This window comes from Pseudomonas sp. Pdm06 (assembly GCF_014851795.1).
Taxonomy (GTDB): domain Bacteria; phylum Pseudomonadota; class Gammaproteobacteria; order Pseudomonadales; family Pseudomonadaceae; genus Aquipseudomonas; species Aquipseudomonas fluorescens_AA.
In genome coordinates this window covers 32,117-50,103 of the sequence record NZ_JACVAH010000027.1, presented here as the reverse complement: position 1 = coordinate 50,103, position 17,987 = coordinate 32,117, and the positions used below count along the sequence as shown (strand labels likewise).

Below are 17,987 nucleotides of genomic sequence, written 5' to 3'. Positions count from 1 at the left end.
ACTCAGGCGTTGGTAATGCTGGCTCGCAAGCTTGCTCGGATCGTATTCGCTCTGCTGAAAGAGCAAAGCAAATACCAACCCAAAGCGGCTTGAGGGCTTCCCCTCAACCATAGAATCTCCCACAGGGTCCAGGGCAGGTTCAGATTGTGGTCAACCCGCGCAATCGCTCGATGTCGAGGATTTCGATCTCGCCATAGCCCAAGTGGAGAATGCCTTGGGCCTGCAAGTCCTTGAGGATCTGGTTGGTGGTCTGGCGGGACAGCGAGAGCATCAGCGCCAGTTGCTCCTGAGGCAGTTGCAAGACCCGGCGCGGCGGTTCGATTTCGCCGTAGCCTTCGGCGATCATCAGCAGGCGGTGGGCCACGCGGGCCGGGGCGGGCATCAGGCTCAGGTGTTCGAGGTTGATGAAGGTCAGGCGCAGTTTGTGACTCATCAACAATGCCAGATGCCGCCAATAGATCGGTTGCGCTTGCAGGAAGGCCAGCAACGGCGCCTGGGGCACGTGCAGCAGCGTACATTGCCCCACCACAACCGCATCATGGGTCCGTGGCTGGCCATCGAACAGGCAGATTTCACCAAACCAGTGAGGTGCCTCCACCACGCTCAGCAACGCCTCCTTACCCTGCTCGTTCACCGCACCGACGCGCACCGCGCCTTCCAGCACGGCATACAGCCCACAGGGTGGATCACCGCGCTGGAACAGCCGATGCCCCGCTGGCAGGCGGCGCACTCGCGCCATGCCCAGCAGACTATTCTGTAACTCATCAGGCAGATGGCTGTACCAGTGGCCGGCCATCAGGTGTGAGTGCCAGGGATGCGAATTCATGGAAACTCCGGGACAAGTGTCGGCTAACTGACAGAACGCCTCGTGGTACCCGGGCATCATGCAGGCATCACCTCAGGAGGAACAACAATGAAAAGCCTCGTCGATCATCTCAGTCAATACGCTGCTTATCACCGAGACCCGCGCAACATCGCCAGTCATTTCATCGGGATTCCGCTGATCTTCGTCGCCGTCGCCGTGCTGCTGTCACGACCTGGTTGGCCGCTGGGCGTGATCCTGATATCTCCGGCATTGCTGGTGGCCGTGGCCAGTGCTTGGTTCTATCTACGCCTGGAAGTGCGCCTGGGTGTGCTGATGACGGTGCTGCTGGGCCTGGCGGTATGGCTGGGTCAGGCACTGGCCGCACAAAGCACGGCGGTGTGGTTGAGCAGTGGCCTGGGGATGTTCGTGGTGGGCTGGGTGATCCAGTTCGTCGGCCACTATTACGAAGGCCGCAAGCCGGCGTTCGTCGACGACCTCACCGGGTTGATTGTCGGGCCGTTGTTCGTGGTGGTAGAAGCGGGCTTCCTGCTGGGGCTTCGCGGCGAACTGAAGCGGGCCATCGAAGAGCGCGCCGGGCCGGTTGCCGTGCGCAACCAGCGTTCGGCGGCGTGAAAAACCATGTCCCTCTGTGGGAGCGAGTCTGTGGGAGCAAGGCTTGCCCGCGAATCAGCTACACCGAGGTGTTTGCATCGCGGGCAAGCCTTGCTCCCACAAGCTCGCTCCCACAGGAGTCAGGCCTTATCGCTCATGCGTTACAGGGCTCCGAATTCGACCCGAATCGTCAGTGCACCGGTGTTATCTTTCAAGCCAGATCCGTACTGCCCGGTCAGGTCATCGTTGATGCACAGTTGCAGCTCCCCTTGCTGATTGCCCGGAACCTGCGCCAGGTCCCCCACCAGGAACGGCGTGCCACCAGCGCCCACACGACCGATCAAGGCGCCTTCGGCGGCACCGGGCAAGGCATAGCTGCTGTAGTCGATGTGCCGCGAACCGCCATTTCCATCGACATTGCCGCCCTGCGGACTGGCACACCATAGCCCACTGACGTAGCGAACCAGGCGCGGAACCAACCCGTTGACCTGCACGCCAGTGCCCTGCCAGGCGATGTTGGATTGGACCTGCATCGTCACCGCCTTCAGGTCGTTGGCTATGGTGTCCCCGGCCTGGAACGACAACGCCGCGATCGTCAGGCTCGGGTTCGAGGTGCCGGTGCTGGGGAACACGCCATCGCCCACCAGGAACAGGTTCTTGTGGTCCCAACTGCGCTGGTACTTGTCCACCACCGACTTGGTCGGATCATCACCCATGCGGTAGGTGCCCATCAGGTGCCCGGCGCCCTGGAAGGTGTAATCCTCTTTTAGGTGCGTGAATTTCCCTTCGCCAATGGGTGCCGTCAGCTCCTCCGCGCCGAGCAGGTCCCGGATGATGTGACTCGCCAATGCCTTCGCCTGCCTGAAGCCTTCCTTGGTGTAATCGGACAGGTCGTAGTGGATTTCCGGCCGAAGAATGCCGAGCCCGTCCGTGAGCTTGTCCGTCGAGGGCACGATGTAGCTCTTGGCCTTGTCGGGATCCTTCTCCACCTGCTCCACCAAAAAGCCGATCCGGAACTGGCGGATGAACAGGTCGTTGAGCCGTTGAATCAGGGCCGTGCCGTAAAGCACTTCAGTGGGCTGCGTGTCCTTTTTCGATGGCAACGGGTTGGTGAAGCTTTTGTTCTTGCCGTCGATGAAATCGACCACGGTGACGTAAGGGTCGCCCACCGGCCAATTCCAGCCCTCGTTGCCGATTTCGATGCGCCACGCCGCTCGCTGGCTGCGAAAGTCGCCGTCCCGCAGGCTCTCGATGCCCGCCGTGGACACCGGGCCCCGATATGGAAACACCGTCTTGCCTTCCGGCATCAGCCCCCACGCCAGGTAAATCGGGTGGTCGGACAGGCTGCATCCGACCTGGTGGCTGCTATTGGCCACGCCATCGGGCCAGGCCGGGGTCTTGGAGTTGAGCAGCAATTTAGGGGTCTCGATGGCATGGGCCGCGATCACGTAACGCTGCCCGATGGCCACGCCGGAGCCCGTCTTCGGGCCCTCGCCAAGCTGGTATTGAATGAATTCGACGCCATTGATGTTCTTGTCCGGGCCCACGGTCACTTTGCTGGCCACGGTCCGGTACATGACCCGGACCTTGCCGGTGGCCAGGGCCTTGTTCAGGGTCACGGTGGCGTCGTACTTGGCCTGGATCGGGCAGATCGGCGTGCAGTTGGTATTGCCGGCGCACACCCGGCGCCCGGCATAGGGCTGGGAGTTGCGCCCGGCCGGGGTCGGACTGACCACCAGCGGCAAGCCGTCGAAGCTCTTGCCGGTCACGGCAGCGACAAAACTGCCATCGACCAGCGACAACGGAATGCTGTGCATCGGGAATGAATAGCCCTCGGGGAATGTCATGCCCAGGTAGGCCTGGTCGGCGACATTGGCCGACACGCCGATTTCCGCCTCCGCCCGGCAATAGGCGCTTTGCAGGTCGTCGTAGCTGATCGGCCAATCCACCCCGACGCCGTACTTGCTCTTCAGGCGGAAATCGTTCGGCAGCATGCGCAGGCAGGTTCCGACCCAGTGCCAGGTCGTACCGCCGCCCACCCGTTCATAGGTGCTGTTGAAGGGCAACGGGCCCTTCTGCACCAGGTAGCTGGTTTTCGGCTTGTTCCAGCCACCGAGCAGGTCGGCGATGGTCGCCCGAGGCGCATTTTCCTTGCTCGGGTCACGCGGTGAGTCCGAGGTCGACACTGGCGGATAGGGCGACTCCGGGGTCTTCAGGGTGGCGGTGTAGAAACGCTCCAGGTATTGCGCACGGTTGGCCGGGACCTCCGGACCCGATTCGAGCACCAGCACATCCACGCCAGCCATGCCCAACTGATAAGCGATGATGCTGCCGGCCAGCCCCGCGCCAACGATGATCACCTCGGCTTGTTCGGTACTCATGACGAGGCTCCTTGCGTGTTGGCAGGCACGCCGGTGTAGTCCTCAAGGCTCGGTGGCGTGGTGTTCCAATAACCGAAAAACATCTCGCTGTAGCCCATGGGATGGGCCTGGGCGATTTTCCAGGCCCAGCTCTGGATGTAGGCCTGGTCGGACACCACCGTCGAATCGGTCGATGCGTAGTTACCGGTGGCATAGGGCTGATACCAGACGCCCAACAACCACAGCTTCATGATCGAACGCGCGGCTCGGGCCGCTTGCGTGACAGCCGGGTGCGATCCGTCCATCAGCACCGCTTGGGCGATCTGGTCAGGGGGCACATTGTCCGCCGCCAGCGTGGCGTACTGAGTCAGCAAGGCGTTGAGTACAGCAGGGGTGATACGCGGGGTGATGAACGCGAGAAAAGTTGGCGGCAGACCCACCTGGTCGATCGCCGGTGCCAGCCGATCCACGGGAATGCCAGTCAGGGCCGAAGACAGGCCTACGAAATTGTCCAGATCACTGCTCATGGTTGACTCCTTGTCCGCCAGTGGACTGTGCACGTTCAAGCAAATAGGTGAAATCCGCGAAGCTGGTGCGCGCAGACTCGGTGACATGGGTGGCCGCGTTGCCGTGACAGGCCATGCAACTGGAGGACGCCTGGGGCACGGTGCCCTGGATATAGGTTTCCAGCGTGGCGTTGGCCAGGAACAACGGCGCGGGGCTGCCCAGCGGGTTGGCGGCCGATACCTGGCAGTTCTTGGGCGGGTCTGACGGCCACTGGGTACTGATCAGTTGATAGTTCGCCCAGACACTCTGCTTGTTCACCGTACGCAACAGCGTTTGATAGGTGGCATTGAGGTTTTTGGTGGCTTCGGTCAGCGGCACTTCCCGCACGATCTGCGAAGGTGTCGCCTTGACTGCCGGGTTCCACGGCCGTGGCGGCGGCTGGTTGATGTCGCTTTTGCTGGCCGCGTTGTAGAACAGATAAGGCCCCGTGCGCTGGGCCACAGGCGTGGTTTTTTCCGGCACGTTTTTCACATGCTCGAAGGTTGACCAGACCCATTGCGCCGCACTGGTAGTCTTATGGACCATATGCAATCCCACCAGCCCGACCGGCTCGGACACGCATGACTCCGCGACGATCGGCCCATGGCTCGGGTCGTTGTTGCCCGGGGTGTAGACCAGTGCATCGACGGTATGGAAATCCTGGCGGTTGTCGTCGGGGCCCAGCACTTTCCACGATGCCTTCACCATCACCGCGCCGACCTGTTTGGTCTGGGTGGAACCACAGCTGAACGCCACGGTGTTGTTCGGGTTGGCGGCGAAGAATTTCTGCTGGCCTTCGATGCTGTACAGGCCGTTGTCGACGATGCCGTCGAACATCGATTGGTTGACCACGATTTCGTTGCGCGTATAGGTACCGTTCTGGTCCACCAGCGGGCCGCTCTCGAAGGGCTGGATAAACTCATCCAGCACATCGGGCACCTTGCCCATCTGCTGCAACAGGCGACCGGGTTTGAGCGACTTGCACGCTTCAGGGAGAGTCGCCGATGCGTTCCAGGGCAGCGGCGTCTGGCCCTTGGCGCGGAAAATCTGGTAGCTCTCTTTCCAGCTCTCCCACACGGTGGCGCCATCCTGCTTGCCGATGGGCGTGCCGGTATTCGGATCACCGTTATCCAGCGCCGGCCAGTTCAGGGCGATGAAGGTCTGCCACGACAGCTCATCGAAATCGGCTTGCAGGCTGACCAGTGAAACGGGGTGGGTCACCGTGACATCGAAGGGTATCTGGGGGGACAACGCAGGGGCGGCGCTGGCGGCCGGGACCAGCAAGACGCTTAATAATGCACAGCCAAACGGGCCATGCCGACTGACTTCCATTCTCATACTCATCTCCTTGGCATCAGGGTGCCAGGAGATAACACCGGTCCGTCGTTGGACTCTCTCTCGCCTCCTGGCAAGTCAGAGTCTAGGTAGGGTTTGATTCAAGAACAGGTGCAAAAGTAGAACCGATTGAAGCAAGGGCGAGCGGTGTTATTCAGATTCGGAGGAAGTTGGCCGTGCCGTCGCCATCGCGAGCAAGCTCGCTCCCACAAGGTTTTGGGGATGACCGCAACGATGCAGCCACCGCCGACCCCGTGTGGGAGCGAGCTTGCTCGCGATGCTTTTTGCTCTTAAAGGTTGGAAACCTTCTGCCAGACCTTCGGCTTGAAGAACAGTGTCTCGCCCTTCGCCAGGCCCACCAGGCTGTCATGGTCCTTCACCACTTCCGCCTCGATCAGTTCGCTCTGGCCTTCCACCTTCAACGTCACCCGAGTGGTCGCGCCCAGCGGGCGAATGTCGCGCACTTCGGCGGCGTGATGGTCTTCCAGCTCCGAGCGCGACAGCGAGACTTCGTGAGGACGGAACAGCACATGCTGGTCCTCCCCCAAGTGCAGGCGGTTCGAGTCGCCGAGGAAGTGGTACACAAAATCACTGGCCGGGTTTTCGTAGACATCGCCCGGCGAGCCGATCTGCTCGATCACGCCTTTGTTCATCACCACGATCCGGTCGGCGACTTCCATGGCTTCTTCCTGGTCGTGGGTTACGAACACCGAGGTCAGGTTGATGTCCTCGTGCAGGCGCGCCAGCCAGCGGCGCAGTTCCTTGCGGACCTTGGCGTCGAGGGCGCCGAACGGTTCGTCCAGCAACAGTACCTTGGGTTCCACAGCCAGGGCGCGGGCCAGGGCGATCCGCTGACGCTGGCCGCCGGACAGCTGCTCCGGGTAGCGGTCGGCGAGCCAGTCCAGTTGCACCATGTTCAGCAGCTCGTGGACCTTGGTCGCGATCTGGCTTTCGTTCGGCCGCTGGTTCTTGGGCTTCATGCGCAGGCCGAAGGCGACGTTGTCGAACACCGTCATGTGACGGAACAAGGCGTAGTGCTGGAATACGAAACCGACGTTGCGATCACGCACGTCGTGGCCGGACACGTCCTCGCCGTGGAACACGATGTTGCCATGGTCCGGGGTTTCGAGGCCGGCGATGATCCGCAGCAACGTGGTCTTGCCGCAACCCGACGGCCCCAGCAGCGCGACCAGTTCACCGCTCTGGATGTCCAGACTGATGTCGTCCAGGGCCCTGAAGGCGTTGAAATTCTTGCTGACGTTACGGACTTCGATCGACATGACTTATTCCTCCGCGGCGCTGGCGCGCAGGCGGTTGATTCGGTTTTCGCTCCACTGCTTGAGCAGCAGGATGAAGAGCGCCAGGATCAGCAACAGGCTCGCCACAGCGAACGCGGCCACGTGGTTGTATTCGTTGTAGAGGATCTCGACGTGCAGTGGCAGGGTGTTGGTCACCCCACGAATGTGCCCGGACACCACCGACACCGCGCCGAACTCGCCCATGGCCCGGGCGGTACACAGCACCACGCCATAGATCAGCCCCCACTTGATGTTCGGCACGGTGACATGCCAGAACATCTGCCAGCCATTGGCGCCCAGCAGGCGCGCGGCCTCTTCTTCCTGGGTGCCTTGTTCCTGCATCAGTGGGATCAGCTCACGGGCCACGAACGGCACCGTGACGAAGATGGTCGCCAGGACGATGCCCGGCAGCGCGAACACGATCTGGATGTCGTGATCCGACAGCCACGGCCCGAACAGGCCCTGGGCGCCGAACATCAGCACGTACACCAGGCCCGCGATCACCGGCGACACCGAGAACGGCAGGTCGATCAGCGTCACCAGCATGCTCTTGCCGCGGAATGAATACTTGCTCACGCACCACGCGGCACTGACGCCGAACACCAGGTTCAGTGGCACCGAGATCAGCACGGCGATCACCGTGAGCTTCAAAGCCGACAATGCGTCGGGTTCAAAGATCGCGGTAAAGAATGCCCCCAGGCCGGACTTCAGCCCTTGGGACACCACGATGAACAGCGGCAACAGCAAAAACAGCGCGAAAATCAGCCAGCCAAGGCCGATCAGCACGCGCCGCGACGTCGCACTGCCGCGACGGGCGGCGTTGGTGGAGGCTGCGGAAATAGACGATTGGGACATGTTCGCGCCTCCTTATGGGGTTTCGATGCGCCGCTGCAGCAGGTTGATCAGCAGCAACAGGACGAAGGAAACCACCAGCATCAGCACGCCGATGGAGGTGGCGCCGGTGTAGTCGTATTGGTCGAGCTTCACCATGATCAACAGCGGCAGGATCTCGGTTTTCATCGGCATGTTGCCGGCGATGAAAATCACCGAACCGTACTCGCCCACGCCACGGGCAAAGGCCAGGGCGAAGCCGGTCAACCAGGCCGGCAACAACGCCGGCACCAGGATGTGGCGGAACACCTGCCACGGCTTGGCACCCAGGCAGGCGGCGGCTTCTTCGACTTCACGGGGAATATCGGCCAGCACCGGCTGCACCGTGCGCACCACGAACGGCAACGTCACGAAGGTCAGCGCCAGGGTGATACCCAACGGGGTGTAGGCGATCTTGAAGCCCAGGTCGGTGGCGAACTGACCAACCAGGCCGGTCGGCGCGTACAACGCCGTCAAGGCAATACCGGCCACGGCGGTGGGCAGGGCGAACGGCAGATCGATCATCGCATCGATGATCTTGCGGCCAGGGAAGGTGTAGCGCACCAGCACCCAGGCCAGCAGCGTACCGATCACGCCGTTGATGATCGCGGCGTACAGCGCGGTACCGAAACTGAGTTTCAAGGCCGCCAGCACCCGCGGCGCCGAGATGATCGCCCAGAACTGTTCCCAGGTGAGTTGGGCGGCATGCACGAACATCGCCGCCAGGGGTATGAGCACAATCAGACTGAGGTACACCAGGGTGTAGCCCAGCGTCAGCCCGAAGCCGGGTATGACGGGGGATATGCGACGCGACATAGAAGTCCTTGATTTACTGTGGGAGCGAGCTTGCTCGCGATAGCGGCGCATCAGTCAACATCAATGCAAACTGAACCGACGCCATCGCGAGCAAGCTCACTCCCACAGGTTTGTGGCTTAACTGGCAGGCACTAAGACAAAACCCAGCTTACTGCGCCTGATAGATCTGGTCGAACACGCCGCCATCGTTGAAGAATTTCGGTTGAGCAGTTTTCCAGCCGCCGAAGTCCTTGTCGATGGTCACCAGCTCCAGTTTCGGGAATTGGCGGGAGTACTTGGCGGCCACGTCCTTGTCACGTGGACGATAGAAGTTTTTCGCGGCGATTTCCTGGCCGGCCGGGCTGTACAGGTGCTTGAGGTATGCCTCGGCGATCTCGGCATTGCCCTTTTTCTCGGCGTTCTTGTCCACCACCGCCACCGGCGGCTCGGCGAGGATCGACAGCGACGGCACAACGATGTCGAACTTGTCGGCGCCACCGTCTTCCTTCAGCGCCAGGAAGGCTTCGTTTTCCCAGGCCAGCAACACGTCGCCCTGACCGTTGTTGACGAAAGTAATGGTCGAGCCACGGGCGCCGGTGTCGAGGATCGGCACGTGCTTGAACAGCGCCTGCACGTATTCCTTGGCCTTGGCTTCGTCACCGCCGTTGGCCTTCAGGCCGTAGGCCCAGGCAGCGAGGAAGTTCCAGCGCGCACCGCCGGAAGTCTTCGGGTTCGGGGTGATGACCGACACGTCGTTCTTGATCAGGTCGCCCCAATCCTTGATGCCCTTGGGGTTGCCCTTGCGCACCAGGAACACGATGGTGGACGTGTAAGGCGTGCTGGCATCCGGCAGGCGTGTTTGCCAGTCCGCTGGCAGGGACTTGCCCAGCTTGGCGATTTCATCGATGTCGCCGGCCAGGGCCAGGGTCACCACGTCGGCCCGCAGACCGTCGATCACCGCCCGACCTTGCTTGCCAGACCCACCATGGGACTGCTGGATCTTCACGCTGTCATCCGGGTGCGCTTTCTTCCAGAAATTGACGAATTCGGCGTTGTAATCCTGGTAAAGCTCGCGCGTCGGGTCGTAGGACACGTTGAGTAGCTCGTAATCCTTGGCGACGGCGGAACCTGCAAAAACAGCACTGGCCAGGGCGGCCAGGGCATAACGACGAATGGACGACATGGTGAAAGCTCCTGGAATTCTGGTTTTCTTATGGCTTATAAATCGTGAGACCTGAACAAATCGAACCGCTGTGGGAGCAAAGCTTGCTCGCGATGAAGGCACCACAGTTCCCCAGAAATCGAGGCGCCTGTTTCGCGAGCAAGCTTTGCTCCCACAACCAGACTGTTTCAGCCCGGTTTATGGCTCGGCTGCTGCAAGCGGAATTTTTCCTTGCGTTCGATCTGGACCACCTGGGCGTTGTGCACAGTGATTTCCACTGCCCCAAAGCGTAGATCGCGCAACGCGCTCTGGATCTCGCGCAAGATGGTTGCTTCGTCCTGGCCGTCAACACTACGTAGAGATGCGCTCATGCTGCTGCTCCTTTAAATGAATGCCTGGCAGTGGGCGGCACTGCTTGCGGCGTGGGAGCAATACTAGATAAGTGCGGATATTCTTAAAAAGACTATTTAAGAATTTTTATATAACCAAAATGATATTGAGCTTTCCGCCCCCCTACGGCGGCTGTGATTGCGCCATCGCGAGCAAGCTCGCTCCCACAGGGGGAGCAGGTTAGCGCGCATATCACAGGCAACACAAAACAACGGTGGGAGCGAGCTCGCGATAGCCGAGTGTCAGTCAACATCAATGCCACTGACGATCAAGCAATGACCGGCGCGCAGTCCCAATCCAACTGCGGCGCCGCCACCGGCCGGCCAAACCAGTAGCCCTGCCCCAGCTCACACGCCTGGCCAAGCAAAAAGGCCGCTTGTTCGCGCTGTTCAATGCCCTCGGCATGCACTTGCATGCCCATGCTGTGGGCCAAGGCGATGATCACCCGGACGATTGCCGCGTCATCCTCATCCCACGGCAACCCCGCGACAAAGCCCTGATCAATCTTGAGCTTCTGCACCGGCAAGCGTTTGAGCCGCAGCAGCGACGAATAGCCCGTGCCGAAATCGTCGATGGCCAGGCGCACGCCCAATTCCCGCAGGCGGTGCATCTGCTCCAGCGCCACCTCCGGGTCTTCCATCACCGCGCTTTCCGTCACTTCCAGCTCCAGGCAGGCCGGATCCAGGCCCGTGTCGTGCAACACCTGGGCAACCTGCTCGTACAATTCGCGATGGGCAAACAACCGACTCGAGACGTTGACGGCGACGAACGACAACGCCACGCCCGCCTGCTGCCACCGGCACATCTGCCGACAAGCCTGGTCCATGACCCAGGCATCGACCTGGGCAATCAGGCCGGTACGCTCGGCGATAGGAATGAACTCGGCCGGCGACACCAGCCCCCGCGTGGGATGCTCCCAGCGCACCAGCGCCTCGACACCGATCAGACGGCTGCTCGCCAAGTCGTGTACTGGCTGGTAATGAACACGCAACTCCTGCTGCTGCAGCGCGCGACGCAGTTCGAAGGCAATTTCGACCCGTTGCTGCGCATGGGCGGTAAGTTCTTCGGTATACAGGGCGTAGCCGTCGCGTCCGGCGCTCTTGGCCTTGAACAACGCCGAATCGGCATTGCGCAACAGTTGCCCGGCGTTCAGGGCATCACCGGGGAACAGGCTGATGCCGATGCTGGCGTTGATGAACAACGCGTGCTCATCGAACCGCAGCGGTTCTTTCAAGGCGTCGAGGATGCGCCGGGCCAACGCCGCAGCCTGGCCAGGCTGGGAACAGTTTTCCACCAGCACCGCAAATTCGTCGCCCCCCAGCCGGGCCAGGGTCACGCCCGGGGCAAACAGCCCGCGAAATCGCTCGGCCACGCCTTTGAGCAACTCGTCGCCGACGTTGTGGCCGAGGCTGTCATTGATGTTCTTGAAGTGATCCAGGTCCACCAGCAACAGGGCACAGCCACGCTTGTGCAACTGCGCCGACGCCAGGGCCTGCTCGGTGCGGTCGGAAAACAGCAGGCGGTTGGGCAAGCCTGTCAGCGGGTCGTGATGGGCCAGGTAGGCCAGTTCGTGCTCGGAATCCTTGATGGCGCTGATGTCCGAAAACACCGCGACATAGTGGCTGACTTGGCCGTTGTCATCGTGAATGACGCGGATCGTCTGCCATTGCGGGTAGATCTCACCACTTTTACGCCGATTCCAGATCTCGCCACTCCACTCGCCCAGGCTGGCCAGGGCGGCAAATATGTCGCGATAGAAATCCGGCCCATGGCGACCGGACTTGAACAGATTGGGGCGCTGGCCCAGCACTTCGTCCCGGGCATAACCGGTGATCGCCATGAAAGCCCGGTTCACATGCACGATCAAGCCGTTGCGGTCGGTCACCAACACCCCTTCGCGGGTGCAATCGAAGACGGCGGCGGCCTGGCGCAAGCGCTCGCGATCGACACCGTGCTCGCCCTTGGCGAAAAACCGCGAGATCCGTGCCCGGGCCAGGAAGATCAGCCCGGCACTAAACAGGATCCAGGCATACCCGTTGATCAGGAGCCAGCGCTGCCTGTCGGCGAATTGATCGAAGAAACTGCTCAATAAATAACCAACCAGCTGCAGCCAGACGACTGACAACACGAGGTAAAGCAGCGCTACGCGCATGGCACTGCGTTGATAAGCAGGCATTCGGCCATCCATGTCCCTACAAAGAGGTGGATTATAGAGGAAGAAACATTCAGCCACTCTTATCTGAAAGGCCGACTGGTTTTATCTGTGGGGCTGGTGATAATGCAACGGCGGTTTCTATCTTTATCGAGGGCCCTACAGCCTATGTGGTACGAAGGTTTTCTTGGCTTGTCGGCCTGGTCACTGGTGGCAGTCACCCTGCTGATGACCCACGTCACGATCATTGCCGTCACGGTCTATCTGCACCGCTATTCGGCCCATCGCTCCCTGGAGCTCAACGCCGGTCTCAAACATTTCTTCCGTTTCTGGCTGTGGCTGACCACGGCGCAGAACACCCGCGAGTGGACTGCCATCCACCGCAAGCACCACGCCAAATGCGAAACCGAGGATGACCCTCACAGCCCGGTCATCAAGGGCTTGTCCACCGTGCTGCGCAAAGGCGCCGAGCTGTATCGCGCCGAAGCGGAAAACCCGGAAACCCTGCGCATCTACGGCAAGAACTGCCCCGACGACTGGATCGAGCGCAACCTCTACAGCCGCTTCCCGTTGCTGGGCGTGGCGATCATGGGCGTCATCGACCTGCTGCTGTTCGGCACCATCGGCATCACCATCTGGGCCATCCAGATGATGTGGATTCCCGTGTGGGCCGCTGGCGTGGTCAACGGCCTGGGCCATGCCGTGGGCTACCGCAACTTCGAATGCCGCGACGCGGCGACCAACCTGGTGCCCTGGGGCATCCTGATCGGCGGCGAAGAACTGCACAACAACCACCACACCTACCCCAACTCGGCCAAGCTGTCGGTACGCAAATGGGAGTTCGACCTGGGCTGGGCCTGGATCCGGGTGTTCAGTTTCCTGCGCCTGGCCAAGGTCCAGCGCGTTGCGCCGATCGCCCACCGGGTCGAAGGCAAGGGCCACCTGGACATGGACACGGCCATGGCGATCCTCAACAACCGCTTCCAGATCATGGCGCAGTACCGCCGGCTGGTCATCGCGCCGCTGGTCAAGCAGGAACTGGAAAAAGTCGATCACTCGGTGCGTCACCAGTTCCACCGGGCCAAACGGTTGCTGTCGCGGGAAACCAGCCTGCTGGACGACCGTCACCACGTGCGAATCCAGAACATGCTCGAACACAGCCAGGCACTGAAGGTAATCTACGAGAAACGCCTGGCCTTGCAGCAGATCTGGGTCAAGACCAGCAGCAACGGCCACGACATGCTCGCCGCCATCAAGGAATGGGTCAACGAGGCCGAAGCCAGCGGCATCCAGTCCCTGCGGGACTTCGCCGACCAGCTCAAGACCTACTCGCTACGGCCTGCCACGGCCTGACCAGGCAACTCCACCACTGTGGATGAGGGCTTTTTGTGGCGAGGGAGCTCGCTCCCGCTGGGCTGCGCAGCAGCCCTTCTTTTCTTGTGAGCGCTTTGCGCTCAAGCGGGAGCAAGCTCCCTCGCCACAGGTCCAACACTTGGCATCTGACTCGCTAAATCCCCACGCCCTTCGTCGCCTGAAAAGGAACTTCGCACCGAATCCCCTATCTCAAAGAGCACTTCGCCATCCAGGCGGGATTTGGAGAAAAGTGCGTGCAAAACAACAGCAGTGCACGCTCTTTGAGATTTGTGCCGATGGTCGACAAGAACCTACAGGATTACTCCCTACCTCATTGGCCCGAGGCGGCCCAGACGCTCATGGCGCTGATGCACGCCCAGGGCGAAGTGGCGCGCCTGAGCGAACGTGAGCAACTGTTCAGCTCGCTGCTGGTCAGCGTCAATGCCGTGCTGTGGGCGTTCAACTGGGAAACCCGGCAAGTGCTGTATGTCAGCCCCGCCTACGAACGGATCTTCGGCCGCCCCGCCGGCCTGGTCCTGGCTGACTACAACGAATGGCGCGACGCAATCTACCCCGACGACCAGGAGTACGCCGAACGCAGCCTGGCCGAAGTATTGGTCAAGGGCGCCGTCGAAGACCGTGAATACCGCATCATCGCCGGCGACGGCCAGGTTCGCTGGCTGAGCGACAAATGCTTCATCAACCGCCAGGCCGAGCCTGGGCAACCGGTGATCGTGGTCGGCATCGCCGAGGACATCACCGAAAAGAAGCTCTTGGAAAGTGAGCTGCAGCGATTGGCAACCACCGATGTGCTGACCCAGAGCAGCAATCGCCGGCATTTTTTCGAATGCGCCCACCGTGAGTTCGAGCAGGCGCGGCTACAAGGGACGCCCATGGCGTTCCTGTTGCTGGACATCGATGACTTCAAGGTGATCAACGACACCTACGGTCATCAGGAAGGCGATACCGTGTTGCAGAAGATCGCCGAAAGCGGCCGGTCCGTGCTGCGACGCGGCGACCTGTTCGGGCGGATCGGGGGCGAAGAGTTCGCTGCGGTGTTCCCTGGCTGCGCCCCCGACATGGCATTGCAAGTAGCCGAGCGGTTGCAACGGGAAATCCAGCGCCTGATGTTCCGCTGCGGCGAACAGACCTTCGGCATTACTGTCAGCCAGGGCCTGACCGCCATTACCCCCGAAGACCAGTCCCTCGACAGCCTGTTCTCCCGCGCCGACGCGGCCATGTACGAGGCCAAGCGCAAGGGGAAGAACCGCATCATCGCGGCTTGACGCCAATCGCAGTGCAATTGAATCCAGTCATGCCACAGATCCTGTGGGAGCGAGCTTGCTCGCGATGAGGGCCTGACATTCAATGATGGGGTGACCGTCATGCCGCCATCGCGAGCAAGCTCGCTCCCACAGTTTTGGTTTCGAGGCGGTTGCGAAATTCCGAGCCACCGCCAATCCCCTGTGGCGAGGGAGCTTGCTCCCGCTCGGCTGCGCAGCAGTCGCAAAACCGAACAGCGCGTTCTGCCTGTAAGCATGCTGGGGGCCTGCTGCGCAGGCCAGCGGGAGCAAGCTCCCTCGCCACAGGTTCTGGCCTGTCTGGGCTGACGCCATCGCGAGCAAGCTCGCTCCCACAGGGGTCAGGTGGCGGTGCTAGTTGCGGCGCAACCGCATCAGTTCCGGCAGTCCGATCTTCAGCAACCGCGCCGTGCGCCCCTGGGCCAGTTCTTCAAGCCCTTCATGCTCGGTCAGATGGGCCATCTGCGCCGCCATGTTCATCACCAGCGCCTCGCGGGAATAAACCCCACCACCCAGGCTATAGGCCGCCGCGATCAATTCACGCAACTCCAGCGGCAGGCGCCAGCGAGTGCGCAGCGCCGAACCGAAGCCGGCGCCGTATTGATCGAGGGCGTTCCCGACTTCTTCCAACTCATCCAGTTCGCCCCCCGCCTGCGTCCATTCTTCCAGGCAACGCAGCAGCGCCAGGTCGCCCAAACGATGTAACAGCCCCGCGCAGTAACAACGCTCCGGTTCCAGATCCAGCAACCGCGCCAGGATCCGGGCGTACTCGGCGGTGTGCAGCGACAATTCCCAGTAACGCTTGGCATAGTCCGCCAGACAGGGAACGGTGAGCCGGGCGCAGCGCTTGAGGGTCAGGCCAAGGATCAGGTTCATGCTCTGCCCGGTGCCGAGCTGGTGCAGCGCCTGGGCCACAGTCTGCACCGGGCCACCACCCTGATGCTGGGCAGCGCTATTGGCCGCCGCAATCAGCACCCCGGTGATTTGCGGGTCGGTGCGGATCTCCTCTTCCAGCAGTTTCAGATCCAGGCCCGTGGGGTTGAGGCAGCGTTTGACCGCCACCTGCACATCGGTCATCAGCGGTGCGCCTTCGGACAGATCACGCCGTCGCTCCAGAAAGGCTATCAGGGTCAGCCCCGGGCCCGGAACCGGCACATCGCCGACGGTTTCTTCAGTACCACTCAACAGCAACCCTTGCAGACGCAGGGTCAGGCTTTCCCGGTTCAACGGCTTGGTCAAATACGCCGTCGGCGCCAGTGGAACGACCTCACGCACACTGGCGCTGTCGTTACGCCGACTCATCAGAATGAACGGCAACGGTGCAGCTCGATGCTGTTGGCGAAGGCCACGCAGGATCGTCAGGCCATCGACACCCGGCAGTTCCCAATCGGCGATGACCAGGTCGTACGCGTTATGCGCCAGCAAATCCAGGGCCTGTTGCCCCTCGCCGCAGGTGTCCACTCGGGCATCGCAGCGCACCCCCGACAGCACTTGCTCAAGCATCTCCCGGGACGCCGGATCGGCCTCGGCGATCAACACACGCGGTACAGCGGGTAAAACCACAGCAGTCATGCAACATCGCTCCCTTGCCATACATGCACCTTAGACAATGAAGGCCGTTCCAGACAGCTCAAACCTGCGGGATATGCCCGCAGACATGAAAAAACCCGCCGAAGCGGGTTTTTTTGTGGATCAGTGCACAGTCAGCGTTCGTCAGATCAGAGCTCGGAGAAACACTCTTCGATGATCGCCAGGCCTTTGTCCAGTTGCTCGTCCGGCGAGGTCAGCGGCACCAGCACCCGCAGAACGTTGCCGTAGGTGCCGCAGGACAGCAGGATCAGGCCCTTGTCACGTGCCTTGGCCACCACCTGGGCCACTGCCGCTGCGTTCGGCTTGTGGGTGTCGCCGTTTTCGAACAGCTCGACGGCGATCATTGCACCCAAGGCACGGACTTCACCGATGACCGGGTACTTCTTCTGGATGGCCTTGAGGCCCGTGACCAGACGCTCGCCCACGGCCTTGCAACGGTCCAGCAGGTGCTCTTCCTCGAAGACTTCCATCACCGCCAACGCCGCCGCGCAAGCGATCGGGCTGCCAGCGTAGGTGCCTCCCAGGCCACCTGGGGCGATGGCATCCATGTACTCGGCCTTGCCGCAGACACCGGCCAACGGGAAGCCGCCAGCGATGGATTTGGCGAAGGTGGTCAGGTCAGCGGCGACGCCCATCTGCTCCATGGCGAAGAAGGTGCCGGTACGGCCAGCGCCAGTCTGGACTTCGTCAGCGATCAACAGAATGCCGTGCTGGTCGCACAGGGCGCGCAGGCGCTTCATGAACTCCTTGGGCGCCACATAGAAACCACCCTCGCCCTGCACCGGCTCGATGATGATTGCAGCGATGTCACGGGGCTCGGCGTCGTTCTTGAAGATGCGTTCGATGCTGGCGATGGAATCGTCGATGCTCACACCGTGCAGTTCGTTCGGGTACAGCGCGCGGAAGATGCCGCCGGGCATCAGGCCCATGCCGGCCGAGTACGGCACGACTTTACCGGTCAGGCCCAGGGTCATCATGGTGCGACCGTGGTACGCGCCGGTGAAGGCGATCACACCGGCACGGCCAGTGGCGGCGCGGGCGATCTTCACGGCGTTTTCCACCGCTTCCGAACCGGTGGTCACCAGCAGGGTTTTCTTGGCGAAATCACCGGGCACCTTGGCGTTGATTTTTTCGCACACTTCCACGTACGGCTCGTAGGCCAGGACCTGGAAGCAGGTGTGGGTCAGCTTGTTCAACTGCGCGGTCACGGCGGCGATGATTTTCGGGTGCACGTGGCCGGTGTTCAGCACGGCGATACCACCGGCGAAGTCGATGAATTCACGACCTTCAACGTCGGTGACCGTGGCGTTCTTCGCCGACTCGGCGAAAATCGGGTGAATCTGGCCGACGCCACGTGGAACAGCGGCGGTACGGCGGGCCATCAAGTCAGCGTTAGTCTTGCTCATTACAGTCCTCAT

General features: G+C 61.6%; 15 protein-coding genes and 1 pseudogene. 4 read left to right on the top strand and 12 right to left on the bottom strand.

Annotation, left to right across the window (positions count from 1 at the left end):
• A pseudogene (locus IB266_RS30850) lies at positions 1-93 on the top strand (IS110 family transposase); the annotation flags it as partial.
• A 46-nt stretch (positions 94-139) separates the two neighbouring features.
• Here IB266_RS30850 and IB266_RS29935 read toward each other — a convergent pair.
• Positions 140-826: a Crp/Fnr family transcriptional regulator gene (locus tag IB266_RS29935; protein WP_192264302.1), complete on the bottom strand. Its 687-nt coding sequence runs from the start codon at positions 824-826 to the stop codon at positions 140-142.
• An 87-nt stretch (positions 827-913) separates the two neighbouring features.
• On the opposite strand from IB266_RS29935, the gene IB266_RS29930 reads away from it, so the two are divergent.
• Positions 914-1,438 carry a DUF962 domain-containing protein gene (locus IB266_RS29930; RefSeq protein WP_192264299.1) on the top strand — a complete coding sequence of 175 codons (525 nt, stop codon included), beginning with the start codon at positions 914-916 and terminating at the stop codon, positions 1,436-1,438.
• Positions 1,439-1,578: 140 nt separating this feature from the next.
• Here the strand turns inward: IB266_RS29930 and IB266_RS29925 are convergent, their stop codons facing one another.
• From IB266_RS29925 to dibA, 9 genes are all read right to left on the bottom strand, one after another.
• Positions 1,579-3,798 carry a GMC oxidoreductase gene (locus IB266_RS29925; RefSeq protein WP_192264296.1) on the bottom strand — a complete coding sequence of 740 codons (2,220 nt, stop codon included), beginning with the start codon at positions 3,796-3,798 and terminating at the stop codon, positions 1,579-1,581.
• Positions 3,795-4,304, bottom strand: coding sequence for a sorbitol dehydrogenase (locus tag IB266_RS29920; RefSeq protein WP_192264293.1), 510 nt, complete (start codon positions 4,302-4,304; stop codon positions 3,795-3,797). The genes IB266_RS29925 and IB266_RS29920 overlap by 4 nt, the downstream gene beginning before the upstream one ends.
• Entirely contained in the window at positions 4,294-5,661 is a 1,368-nt protein-coding gene (locus IB266_RS29915; protein ID WP_192264289.1) for a cytochrome C, read from the bottom strand. Before IB266_RS29915 ends, IB266_RS29920 begins: the two co-directional genes overlap by 11 nt.
• A gap of 287 nt (positions 5,662-5,948) precedes the next feature.
• Complete coding sequence (locus IB266_RS29910; RefSeq protein ID WP_060739762.1) at positions 5,949-6,938, bottom strand: sulfate/molybdate ABC transporter ATP-binding protein; 990 nt, start codon at positions 6,936-6,938, stop codon at positions 5,949-5,951.
• 3 nt (positions 6,939-6,941) lie between these two features.
• Complete coding sequence (gene cysW, locus IB266_RS29905; RefSeq protein WP_192264286.1) at positions 6,942-7,811, bottom strand: sulfate ABC transporter permease subunit CysW; 870 nt, start codon at positions 7,809-7,811, stop codon at positions 6,942-6,944.
• 12 nt (positions 7,812-7,823) lie between these two features.
• Entirely contained in the window at positions 7,824-8,642 is an 819-nt protein-coding gene (gene cysT, locus IB266_RS29900) for a sulfate ABC transporter permease subunit CysT (protein WP_013692011.1), read from the bottom strand.
• Positions 8,643-8,790: 148 nt separating this feature from the next.
• Positions 8,791-9,804 carry a sulfate ABC transporter substrate-binding protein gene (locus tag IB266_RS29895; protein ID WP_192264283.1) on the bottom strand — a complete coding sequence of 338 codons (1,014 nt, stop codon included), beginning with the start codon at positions 9,802-9,804 and terminating at the stop codon, positions 8,791-8,793.
• 167 nt (positions 9,805-9,971) lie between these two features.
• Positions 9,972-10,154, bottom strand: coding sequence for a sulfur starvation response protein OscA (oscA, locus tag IB266_RS29890; protein WP_042732574.1), 183 nt, complete (start codon positions 10,152-10,154; stop codon positions 9,972-9,974).
• A 287-nt stretch (positions 10,155-10,441) separates the two neighbouring features.
• Positions 10,442-12,349, bottom strand: coding sequence for a phosphodiesterase DibA (gene dibA, locus IB266_RS29885; RefSeq protein WP_192264280.1), 1,908 nt, complete (start codon positions 12,347-12,349; stop codon positions 10,442-10,444).
• A 144-nt stretch (positions 12,350-12,493) separates the two neighbouring features.
• On the opposite strand from dibA, the gene desA reads away from it, so the two are divergent.
• Positions 12,494-13,678: a delta-9 fatty acid desaturase DesA gene (gene desA, locus IB266_RS29880; RefSeq protein ID WP_060739765.1), complete on the top strand. Its 1,185-nt coding sequence runs from the start codon at positions 12,494-12,496 to the stop codon at positions 13,676-13,678.
• A 296-nt stretch (positions 13,679-13,974) separates the two neighbouring features.
• Positions 13,975-14,964 (top strand): GGDEF domain-containing protein, encoded by a 990-nt coding sequence (locus IB266_RS29875; RefSeq protein WP_192264276.1) that lies wholly within the window; start codon positions 13,975-13,977, stop codon positions 14,962-14,964.
• A 369-nt stretch (positions 14,965-15,333) separates the two neighbouring features.
• Here IB266_RS29875 and IB266_RS29870 read toward each other — a convergent pair whose 3' ends face one another.
• Together IB266_RS29870 and gabT are read right to left on the bottom strand one after the other, a co-directional pair.
• The gene (locus IB266_RS29870; RefSeq protein ID WP_192264273.1) at positions 15,334-16,551 is read right to left on the bottom strand and encodes an HDOD domain-containing protein; all 1,218 of its coding nucleotides are present in this window, start codon (positions 16,549-16,551) and stop codon (positions 15,334-15,336) included.
• Positions 16,552-16,697: 146 nt separating this feature from the next.
• Positions 16,698-17,975, bottom strand: coding sequence for a 4-aminobutyrate--2-oxoglutarate transaminase (gabT, locus tag IB266_RS29865; RefSeq protein ID WP_060739768.1), 1,278 nt, complete (start codon positions 17,973-17,975; stop codon positions 16,698-16,700).
• Positions 17,976-17,987 lie beyond the last annotated feature (12 nt).

Coding starts and splice junctions, on each gene's coding strand:
- gabT (WP_060739768.1), bottom strand. CDS start 17,975: ATGAGCAAGACTAACGCTGACTTGATGGCCCGCCGTACCGCCGCTGTT.
- IB266_RS29910 (WP_060739762.1), bottom strand. CDS start 6,938: ATGTCGATCGAAGTCCGTAACGTCAGCAAGAATTTCAACGCCTTCAGG.
- IB266_RS29930 (WP_192264299.1), top strand. CDS start 914: ATGAAAAGCCTCGTCGATCATCTCAGTCAATACGCTGCTTATCACCGA.
- cysW (WP_192264286.1), bottom strand. CDS start 7,811: ATGTCCCAATCGTCTATTTCCGCAGCCTCCACCAACGCCGCCCGTCGC.
- IB266_RS29895 (WP_192264283.1), bottom strand. CDS start 9,804: ATGTCGTCCATTCGTCGTTATGCCCTGGCCGCCCTGGCCAGTGCTGTT.
- oscA (WP_042732574.1), bottom strand. CDS start 10,154: ATGAGCGCATCTCTACGTAGTGTTGACGGCCAGGACGAAGCAACCATC.
- cysT (WP_013692011.1), bottom strand. CDS start 8,642: ATGTCGCGTCGCATATCCCCCGTCATACCCGGCTTCGGGCTGACGCTG.
- desA (WP_060739765.1), top strand. CDS start 12,494: ATGTGGTACGAAGGTTTTCTTGGCTTGTCGGCCTGGTCACTGGTGGCA.
- IB266_RS29915 (WP_192264289.1), bottom strand. CDS start 5,661: ATGAGAATGGAAGTCAGTCGGCATGGCCCGTTTGGCTGTGCATTATTA.
- IB266_RS29920 (WP_192264293.1), bottom strand. CDS start 4,304: ATGAGCAGTGATCTGGACAATTTCGTAGGCCTGTCTTCGGCCCTGACT.
- IB266_RS29870 (WP_192264273.1), bottom strand. CDS start 16,551: ATGACTGCTGTGGTTTTACCCGCTGTACCGCGTGTGTTGATCGCCGAG.
- dibA (WP_192264280.1), bottom strand. CDS start 12,349: ATGCCTGCTTATCAACGCAGTGCCATGCGCGTAGCGCTGCTTTACCTC.
- IB266_RS29925 (WP_192264296.1), bottom strand. CDS start 3,798: ATGAGTACCGAACAAGCCGAGGTGATCATCGTTGGCGCGGGGCTGGCC.
- IB266_RS29875 (WP_192264276.1), top strand. CDS start 13,975: ATGGTCGACAAGAACCTACAGGATTACTCCCTACCTCATTGGCCCGAG.
- IB266_RS29935 (WP_192264302.1), bottom strand. CDS start 826: ATGAATTCGCATCCCTGGCACTCACACCTGATGGCCGGCCACTGGTAC.